A 10,909-nucleotide genomic window follows, 5' to 3' on the forward strand; every position below is an offset into this window, starting at 1 on the left:
AGCCAGCTCCTGAGGGTTGTTCAGACGTCGGTATTGATCGCCAGGTCGACGAGGCTGTCCAGGTCCATGGCGTCGATGGACTCCGGTGTCACGGCGTCCCCGGGCGCCCCGGCCCGGGCGTTCGCGGTGTCGTCGGCGGGCCCGCCGGCTGCCGGGGACACGCCGGGGGACGGGGCGTCTCCGTCGGGTACGCCGTCGAATCCGGTGAGCCGCAGCAGGGCGTCCAGGACGCCGACCTCCTTGAGGCGGGCGATCGGCAGGGCGGCCAGGGCGGTACGGAAGTCCGTCCCGTCGACCGTTCCGGGGGCGGCCCCGCCGGAGGCCGCGGGCTCGGGGGCGAGCCGTTCCCGGAGGTGCCGGGCCACCGCACGGGGCGTTGAGTGGTCGAACAGGGTCGCCGCGGAGAAGCGCAGGCCGGTGGCCCGGCTGAGCCGGTTGCGCAGTTCGACCACGGCCACCGAGCTGAACCCGGACTCCAGGAAGCCCCGGTCCGGGGCCACCGCGTCGGGGTCCGTGTGGCCGAGCACGGCGGCCACCTCGCCCCGCACCAGTGCCAGCAGGCTGCGCACCTGCTCGGCCTCGGTCAGCCCGGCCAGACTCCGCGTGAGCTGCTCGGCCGCCTTCGCCGGGGCCGCGGTGTCCTGCCGGACGGCGGGGGCCCGGGCGTCGAGCCGCCGTCGCGCGGGCGCCACCAGCTTCCGCAGCACGGCGGGCAGGGCGGCGTCGGCCCCGGCGAGGGAGGCCAGGTCCAGGCGGGCGGGCACGGTGAGTGCCCGGTCGTGGACGAGGACCGCGTCGAGGAGCGCGAGCCCCTCGTCGGCGGACATCGCGACCGCGCCTTCGCGCCGGATTCGCGCCAGATCGGCTTCGGTCACCTGGCCGCCCATGCCGCGCTCCTCCTCCCACAGCCCCCAGGCGGCGGAGACCGCAGGCAGTCCCCGGGCGCGCCGCTCGTGGGCCAGGGCGTCCAGGAAGGAGTTCGCGGCGGCGTAGTTCGCCCGTCCCGCCGCGCCGAACACTCCCGCCACGGAGGAGAACAGGACGAATGCCGACAGGTCGAGGTCGCGGGTCAGTTCGTGCAGGTGGAGTGCTGCCTCGGCCTTCGGCCGGAACACCCGGGCCAGCCGCTCGGCGTCCAGTGCGTCGATCACACCGTCGGCGACGACTCCCGCGCAGTGGACGACTCCCGTGAGCGGGCCGTCGTCCGGGAGGGCGGCGAGCAGTGCGGCGAGCCCGTCGCGGTCACCCACGTCGCAGGCCTCCACCCGGACGGCCGCCCCGGTCTTCTCGATCTCGGCGACCAGTTCGGTCACGCCCTCGGCGGCCGGGCCGCGGCGGGAGACGAGGAGCAGGCGACGTACGCCGTGCTCCGCTGCCAGGTGGCGGGCGACCAGTGCGCCCAGACCGCCGGTGCCGCCCGTCACGAGGACGGTTCCGTCACCGAACACCGGCAACTGGCCGCGCTGTTCCGACTGTTCCGGTTGAGCGGCCCGTTGGCGGGATGCGGTGGTACGGGACAGGCGCGGGACCAGGACCTTGCCGCCGCGCACCGCGGCCTGGGGTTCGGATGCACCCAGCGCGGCCCGCAGGGCGGCGGTCTCTACGGCCGGTTCGAGGCCGGGCTCGACGTCGACGAGGAGCAGTCGGTCGGGGTGCTCGAACTGGGCCGCGCGGACCAGCCCCCACACCGGGGCCGCGGCGAGATCGGCGATCCCCTCCCCGGGGTCCACGCCGACCGCGCCGCGCGTGACCACGGCCAGCCGGGTGTCCACGTACCGCTCGTCCGCGAGGAAGTCGCGCAGGACGGTCACCGCACGTTCCGTCGCCGCCGTCGGGTCCTCGCCGGGACCGCCGGTGTGACGCCGGACGAGGAGCGCGGGCGTCTCCGTACCCGCCCCGGGCGTACTGCGCTCGTCCCACTCTCCCCAGGAGGACGGCGACGCGGGGCCGCCTGCCCGTACCGGGACCCAGTCCACATCGAACAGGGCGTCATGCAACTCACCTGCCGTGGAGCGCATTTCCTCCCGTGTGACCGGCCGGGTGGTCAGGCGGCCGACCGAGAGGACCGGCTCGCCGGTCTCGTCGGTGACGGAGATCGAGACGCTGCCGTCGTCCGACGGCAGGACGCTCACCCGGACGAACGCGCCTCCCACTGCGGTGAGTTCCACGTGCGACCACTGCTCGGGCACGAGCGTGTCACCGGTCGCGTCGGGTGCCGCCACGCGGGCGACCGCGTCGAGGAGGACGGGGTGCATGCCGTACGCCCCCGCCTCGTCGGCCATGGCTCCGGGCAGCGCCACTTCGGCGTACGTCGCACCGTCCCGCCGCCAGAGCGCCCGTACGGCGTGGAGTGCGGGCCCGAGCCCGACGCCGGACCGGGCCGCCCGCTCGTACAAGGCGTCGGCCGACTGAGGAATCGCCCTGGAGGGCGGCCACTCCGCCTGGACGTCCGGGGACTTCGCCGTCCCGTCGGCCGTACGTGTCAGCGTGCCGGAGGCGTACCGGGTCCAGGGTGCGGAGCCCGCCGTGTCACCGGCGCGTGCGAAGACCTCCACCGCGCTCCGGCCCGCCTCGTCCGCGTCCGCCACCAGGACCTGGACGGACACGGCGTCGGACGACAGCGCCAGGGGCCGGTGGCAGGTCAGCTCCGCGAGGCGCGGGGTGCCCGCGTGCTCGCCCGCGTGAAGGGCGAGCTCGACCAGGGTGGAGGCGGGCACGACGGTGCGGCCGTGCACGGTGTGGTCGGCCAGCCACGGCTGCTCGGCGACGGAGAGCCGGCCGGTCCACAGGGTGCCGCGACCGTCCGGGAGGGGTACCACGGCGCCCAGCAGCGGGTGCCCGGCCGTTTCGAGCCCGAGCCCCGCCGCATCACCGTGGGGGGACGGCGGGTTCAGCCAGTAACGCTCACGCTGGAACGCGTACGTCGGCAGATCCCGGGCAACCGGGCCGCTCCCCAGCACCGCCGCCCAGTCCACCAACCCACCCCGCACATACACCTGGGCAAGGGCCTCAAGAACCGCACGCGACTCCGGAACCTCCGCACCACGCAGCGCCGAGACGAACACCGCCGGATCCTCCACATCGTCGGCGATCAGACAGTCGGGCCCAAGAGCGGAAAGCACCGCATCCGGACCCAACTCCAAATACACCGAAACACCCTCCGCCTCCAACACCCGTACCCCGTCCAGAAAACGCACCGGACGACGCACATGACGCACCCAGTAATCCGCAGAGCACACCTCACCCGCATCAGCCACAGCACCCGTCACGTTCGAGACAAGCGGAATACTCGGCACCCGATAATCCACCGTCTCCGCGACCCGACGGAAGTCATCCAGCATCCCGTCCATATGACGCGAATGAAACGCATGACTCACCGCAAGCCGCTTCGCACGACGACCCCGCGACCGCCACTCGACAACAAACTCCTCCACAGCGTCCACATCACCCGAAACCACCACCGACGAAGCACTATTGACCGCCGCGATCTCCACACACCCAGCGAAAACACCACCAACAAGAGCCGACAGAACCTCCTCCTCCGTCCCCTCCACCGCCGCCATACCACCCGCAAGCCCAACGCCCTGCATCAACCGCCCACGAGCCGCCACCAACCGCACCGCATCCGGCAACGAGAACACCCCCGCCACATGAGCAGCCGCGATCTCCCCCACCGAATGACCCATCACGAAATCCGGACGCACACCCCACGAACCCACCAACCGGAACAGCGCCACCTCCACAGCGAAAATCGCCGCCTGCGCATACACCGTCCGATCCAACACACCACCCAAATCCCCCGACATCACCTCACCCAACGAACACTCGAACTCACCCTCAAAACACCCCAGAACCTCATCCAAAGCCCCCGCGAACACCGGAAACTCCGCAGCCAACTCCCGCCCCACACCAACACGCTGACTCCCCTGCCCCGTAAACAACACCGCAGAACGGGCGGCGCCTTCGGACACACCGCGCACCGCTCCCGCACCACTCTCATCCGCCGCGAGGGCGTCGAGGCCGGCGAGGAGGGTGTCGGAGCGGTCGGCGAGGACGACGGCCCGGTGCTCGAACGCGGAACGCGTGGTGACCAGCGCCCGACCCAACGCCCGTACGTCCACACCTTCCTGTCCCGTCACGTGCTCCCGCAGCTGTCGCGCCTGCGCCCTCAGCGCCTCTTCCGTACGGGCCGAGACCAGCACCGGCACCAGGCCGCCGTCCCGCGCGCCTTCCGCCTCCGGCTCAGCTTCGTCGGGGGCCTGCTCAAGGATCACGTGGGCGTTCGTGCCGCTGATCCCGAACGAGGACACACCCGCCCGACGCGGACGGCCCTCCGCCCTTTCCGGCCACGGGCGGGCCGCGTCCAGCAGCTTCACCGCACCGGCTTCCCAGTCCACCAACGGCGTTCGCTCCGCGGCATGGAGAGTCTGCGGCAGCACTCCGTGGTGCATCGCCATCACCATCTTGATGACCCCGCCCACACCCGCCGCAGCCTGCGTGTGCCCGAGATTCGACTTCAACGAGCCAAGCCAAAGCGGCTGTTCGGGCTCACGCCCCTGCCCGTACGCCGCCAGCAGAGCCTGCGCCTCGATCGGATCACCCAGCTTCGTGCCCGTGCCGTGCGCCTCCACCGCGTCGATCTGGTCGGCCGAGAGCCCCGCATGAACGAGGGCCTGACGGATGACCCGCTCCTGCGCCGGGCCGCTGGGAGCGGTCAGCCCGTTGCTCGCACCGTCCTGATTGACCGCCGACCCCTTCACCAGCGCCAGTACGCGATGCCCGTTGCGCCGCGCGTCCGACAACCGCTCCAGCACCAGCACACCAACACCCTCGGACCAGCCGGTGCCGTCCGCACCGGCCCCGAACGCCCGGCACCGCCCGTCCGACGACAGCCCGCCCTGACGGCTGAACTCCACGAAGGCTCCGGGTGACGCCATCACGGTCACGCCGCCCGCCAGGGCGAGATCGCTCTCCCCCCGGCGCAGGGAGTCCGCCGCCAGGTGCAGAGCCACCAACGAGGACGAGCAAGCGGTGTCCAGCGTCATCGACGGACCCGAGAGCCCGAGCGAGTAGGACAGCCGGCCGGACGCCACGCTGCCCGCGGAGCCGTAGCCGAGGAGGCCTTCCAGGCCCTCCGGAATGTCCGGCAGACGCGCGGCGTAGTCGTGGTACATGACACCCGCGAACACACCGGTCCGCGTGTCCATGAGCGACTTGGGGTCCATGCCGGACCGTTCCACCGCCTCCCAGGAGGTTTCGAGCAACAGCCGCTGCTGGGGGTCCATCGCCAGCGCCTCACGCGGCGAGATCCCGAAGAACCCCGGGTCGAACTCCGCCGCGTCGTGCAGGAATCCGCCCTGCGCGGCGAACCCCCCGTCGGCGATCTCGGGGCCCCAGCCCCGGTCGTCGGGGAAAGGGCCGATCGCGTCACGGCCGTCGCGTACGAGCTGCCACAGTTCGTCGGGGGTACGTACACCTCCGGGATAGCGGCAGGCCATTCCCACGATGACGATCGGGTCGTCCGTGGCGGGCGTGGCGGCCACGGCGGAGGCAGGCTGCCGGTCCGACCGGCCACCGAGTTCACGCGTCAGGTGTTCGGCGATGCGCTTGGGCGTGGGGTGGTCGAAGACGAGCGAGGCCGCGAGGTGCAGACCGGTGGCGCGGTTGAGGCGGTTGCGCAACTCGACGGACATCAGCGAGTCGAAGCCCAGGTCCTTGAACGGGGTTTCGGTGCCGACGAGTTGGCGGGGCCCGTAGCCCAGTACCTCGCTCGCGACGGCACGGACGGTGTCCAGGACGGCGCGGAGCCGCTCGTGGTCCGCCAGACCGGCCACCCGGGCCGCGAGGCTCGCGCCGCCGCCCGTCCCCCCGGTGCGCCCACCGCGCCGCGTCCCGCCGGGCACCAGCGACCTGAGCACGGGCGGCACACCGTCCGCTCCGCGCCGCCGCAGTGCGGCCGGGTCGAAGAACGCAGGGACCACCAGCGCACGGTCGGCCGCCAGGCTCGCATCGAAGAGGGCGAGCCCTTCCTCGGCCGACATGGCCGTCAGTCCGAGAGCGGAGAGGCGGCTCCGGTCGACGTCGGACAGGTCTTCGGTGAGGCCGCCGTCGGAGCCCCACCAGCCCCAGGCCAGGGCGACGGCGGGCAGCCCCTGGGCCCGCCGGTCGTGTGCGAGAGCGTCGAGGAAGGTGTTCGCGGCGGCGTAGCCGGCCTGTCCGGCACCGCCCAGCGTCCCTGCGAGGGACGAGAACAGGACGAACGCCGACAGGTCGAGGTGTGCCGTCAGTTCGTGCAGGTGCAGTGCCGCGTCGGCCTTGGGCCGCATGACACCGGCCAGCCGGTCGGCAGTCAGCGTCTCGACCACACCGTCGTCAAGCACAGCGGCACTGTGCACCACACCCGTGAGCGGGCGGTCATCCGGGATCGACGACAACAAAGCCGCCACCGCCTCACGGTCACCCACATCACACGCCTCGACACGGACACGCGCACCCGCCGCCTCAAGCTCCCCGACCAGGCCACCCACCCCCTCAGCCGCCGCACCGCGCCGCGAGACCAACAACAGATCCCGGACCCCGTACACAGCGACAAGCCGACGCGCCACCAACGCACCCAGACCACTCGTGCCACCCGTCACAAGCACCGTGCCACCCGAACCGAACACCACCGGCCGCTCAGCCCCCGAAACAACCCCGAGCCGCACAAGACCAGGAACAAACGGCACCCCGCCCCGCACCGCAACCTGAGGCTCCCCCGTACCCAGCGCCGTACGCACCGCGGCCTCCTCCGCAACCCCATCAAGACCCCCCTCCACATCCACCAACACCAACCGCCCCGGATGCTCCGCCTGCGCCGAACGCACCAGACCCCACACCGAAGCCGCCCCCAGACCCCGGACACGCTCACCGGCAACCACACCCACAGCACCCCGCGTCACCACCACCAACCGCCCATCAGCAAACCGCTCATCCGCCAGGAAGGCGCGGACGACATCCAGGGCGCGGGCGGCAATGGCCGAGGCGTCGTGGGGTGCTCCCGGGCCGCTGTCGCAGGACCAGACGACCAGTTCGGGGGTTTCACGGCCCTCGACGAGGGCATCCCACACGCCCAGGGTCGCCGGGAGCTCAGAGGTGGCGTGGACGGGGCTCCACACGACGTCGAACAGTCCGTCACGCGACGCCCCGCCCACCGCCCGCAGCTGCTCGCGCGCCACGGGGCGGGCGAGCAGCCGGTCGACCGACAGGACCGGTGCGCCGGACTCGTCCGTCACCCGTACGGACAGCTCACCGCCCGGGGAGCCAGTGAGGCGGACCCGTGCGGCGGTCGCGCCGGTCCGGGCCAGTTCGACGCCGGACCACACGAACGGCAGGCGCACTTCGTCGTCGGCCGGGTCGATCGAGGCGTGGAAGACGGCATCGAGGAGGGCCGGATGGACGCCGTAGGCGCCTCCGTCGGCCACCGCCTCGGGGAGCGCGACCTCGGCGAGCAGTTCGTCGCCCAGCCGCCAGGCACGGCGCAGGCCCCGGAAGACCGGACCGTACGCGTAGCCCCGGTCGGCCAGCCGCTCGTAGAAGTCGTCGCCCAGGTCGATCTCCTCGGCGCCGTGCGGTGGCCACACCGCCGGAGCTACGGAAGCCGGAGGTTCGGTGGCGGGCCCCAACTGGCCGGAGGCGTGCAGGGTCCACACCTCAGCGCCGGGCAGAGCGGCCCCGGCGGCTCCGCCGTCGACCGGGCAGGAGTGCACGGTCACGGCGCGCCGTCCGGTGTCGTCGGGACCGGCGACGGAGACCTGAAGCCGCGCCCCGGAGGTTCCGGCGAACACCAGGGGCTGTTGGAGGGTCAGCTCCTCGATACGGCCGCATCCGGCGCGTTCTCCGGTCTGGAGGGCCAGCTCCACCAGCACCGCACCGGGCAGCACCGTCGAACCGTGGACCGCGTGGTCGGCCAGCCACGGCTGTTCGGCCGGGGAGAGTCGGCCGGTCCATACGACACCCCGGTCGTCCGGGAGGGATACCACGGCGCCCAGCAGCGGGTGCCCGGCCGTTTCGAGCCCCAGCCCCGCCGCATCACCGTGGGGGGACGGCGGGTTCAGCCAGTAACGCTCACGCTGGAACGCGTACGTCGGTAGATCCCGGGCAACCGGGCCGCTCCCCAGCACCGCCGCCCAGTCCACCGACCCACCCCGCACATACACCTGGGCAAGGGCCTCAAGAACCGCACGCGACTCCGGAACCTCCGCACCACGCAGCGCCGAGACGAACACCGCCGGGCTCTCCACATCGTCGGTGATCAGACAGTCGGGCCCAAGAGCGGAAAGCACCGCATCCGGACCCAACTCCAAATACACCGAAACGCCCTCCGCCTCCAACACCCGCACCCCGTCCAGAAAACGCACCGGACGACGCACATGACGCACCCAGTAATCCGCAGAGCACACCTCGCCCGCATCAGCCACAGCACCCGTCACATTCGAGACAAGCGGAATACTCGGCACCCGATAATCCACCGTCTCCGCAACCCGACGAAAGTCATCCAGCATCCCGTCCATATGACGCGAATGAAACGCATGACTCACCGCAAGCCGCTTCGCACGACGACCCCGCGACCGCCACTCGACAACAAACTCCTCCACAGCGTCCACATCACCCGAAACCACCACCGACGACGCACTATTGACCGCCGCAACCTCCACACACCCCGCGAAAACACCACCAACAAGAGCCGACAGAACCTCCTCCTCCGTCCCCTCCACCGCCGCCATACCACCCGCAAGCCCAACGCCCTGCATCAACCGCCCACGAGCCGCCACCAACCGCACCGCATCCGGCAACGAGAACACCCCCGCCACATGAGCAGCCGCGATCTCCCCCACCGAATGACCCATCACAAAATCCGGACGCACACCCCACGAACCCACCAACCGGAACAGCGCCACCTCCACAGCGAAAATCGCCGCCTGCGCATACACCGTCCGATCCAACACACCACCCAAATCCCCCGACATCACCTCACCCAACGAACACTCGAACTCACCCTCAAAACACCCCAGAACCTCATCCAAAGCCCCCGCGAACACCGGAAACTCCGCAGCCAACTCCCGCCCCACACCAACACGCTGACTCCCCTGCCCCGTAAACAACACCGCAGAAAGGGCAGTTCCCCCGGACACACCGCGCACCACACCCCTGGCGCCCTCGCCCGTCGCCACACCGGTGAGACCGGCGAGAAGGTCTCCCCTGGTCTCGCCCAGGACGACGGCCCGGCTCTCGAACGCCGAGCGCGTGGTGGCCAGCGCCCGGCCCAACGCCCGTACATCCGAACCGTCCTGGGTGCTCACGCGATCCCGCAGCCGCTCCGCCTGCGCCCGCAGCGCCTCCTCCGTGCGGCCGGACAGCACCCACGGCACCAGGCCTCCCGGGGCCTCCGGCTCGGGTGCGGTCTCCGGCTGAGGTTCCTCGGGGGCCTGCTCAAGAATCACGTGCGCGTTCGTACCGCTGATCCCGAACGAGGACACACCCGCCCGACGCGGACGGCCCTCCGATCCGCCCGGCCACCGGCGCGCCTCCGCCAGTACCTCCACCGCACCGGCTTCCCAGTCCACCAATGGCGTCGGCTCGTCCGCGTGGAGGGTGCGGGGCAGCACACCGTGCCTCATCGCCATCACCATCTTGATGACCCCGCCCACACCCGCCGCAGCCTGTGCATGGCCCAGGTTGGACTTCAACGAGCCGAGCCAGAGCGGCTGTTCGCGCTCGCGTCCCTGCCCGTACGTCGCCAGCAGAGCCTGCGCCTCGATCGGATCACCCAGCTTCGTGCCCGTGCCGTGCGCCTCCACCGCGTCCACACCGTCCGCCGGCACGTCCGCGTCGGCCAGGGCCTCGCGGATGACCCGCTCCTGGGCCGGGCCGCTGGGAGCGGTCAGCCCGTTGCTCGCACCGTCCTGATTGACCGCCGACCCCTTCACCAGCGCCAGTACGCGATGCCCGTTGCGCCGCGCGTCCGACAACCGCTCCAGCACCAGCACACCAACACCCTCGGACCAGCCGGTGCCGTCCGCACCGGCCCCGAACGCCCGGCACCGCCCGTCGACCGACAGTCCGCCCTGGCGGCTGAACTCGGCGAACATGACGGGGCTCGACATGACGGACACGCCTGCGGCGAGTGCGAGGGAGCACTCGTCGCGGCGGAGCGCCTGTACGGCCAGGTGGAGGGCGACGAGCGACGACGAGCACGCGGTGTCGACGGTGATGGCGGGGCCCGTGAGGCCGAGGGTGTAGGGAATCCGGCCGGAGACGACGCTGGCGGCCGTTCCGGTGCCGTAGTACCCCTCGATTTCCTCTGGGACGGTCGACAGACCCGCCGCGTAATCGTGGTACATGACGCCCGCGTAGACGCCCGTGCGGCTGCCCTTCAGCGACCTGGGGTCCATGCCGGACCGTTCCACCGCCTCCCAGGAGGTTTCGAGCAGCAGCCGCTGCTGGGGGTCCATCGCCAGCGCCTCACGCGGCGAGATCCCGAAGAACCCCGGGTCGAACTCCGCCGCGTCGTAGAGGAATCCGCCCTTGCGGGTCGCGCTCCTGCCGGGCCGGTCGGGGTCCGGGTCGAAGAGGGCGTCGGTGTCCCAGCCCCGGTCCTCGGGGAAGTCGGACACCACGTCCCCGCCCCGGTCCACCAGCTCCCACAGGTCCTCGGGAGAGCCGACGCCACCCGGGTAGCGGCAGGCCATGCCGACGATCGCGATCGGCTCCCGCCCGCGCCGCTCCGCGTCCTGGAGCAGTCCACGGGTCCGGTGCAGTTCCCGAGCAGCCCACTTCAACTTGTCCAGCAGGTTCTTGTCGTCGCTCATGTGAGGTAACTCCGCAGCGTGCGTTCGGGTGGGGCCGGGGGAAAAGGTGCCGGTAGGGGGCG

The 10,909-nt window shown here is 71.5% G+C and carries 1 protein-coding gene; it reads right to left on the bottom strand.

Annotation, left to right across the window (positions count from 1 at the left end; genetic code table 11):
* Window positions 1-20 precede the first annotated feature (20 nt).
* Complete coding sequence (locus ACZ5WC_RS28955; RefSeq protein ID WP_468543579.1) at window positions 21-10,847, bottom strand: type I polyketide synthase; 10,827 nt, start codon at window positions 10,845-10,847, stop codon at window positions 21-23.
* Between the last annotated feature and the right edge of the window lie 62 nt (window positions 10,848-10,909).

The sequence above is a fragment of the Streptomyces sp. NPDC033165 genome (assembly GCF_055577965.1).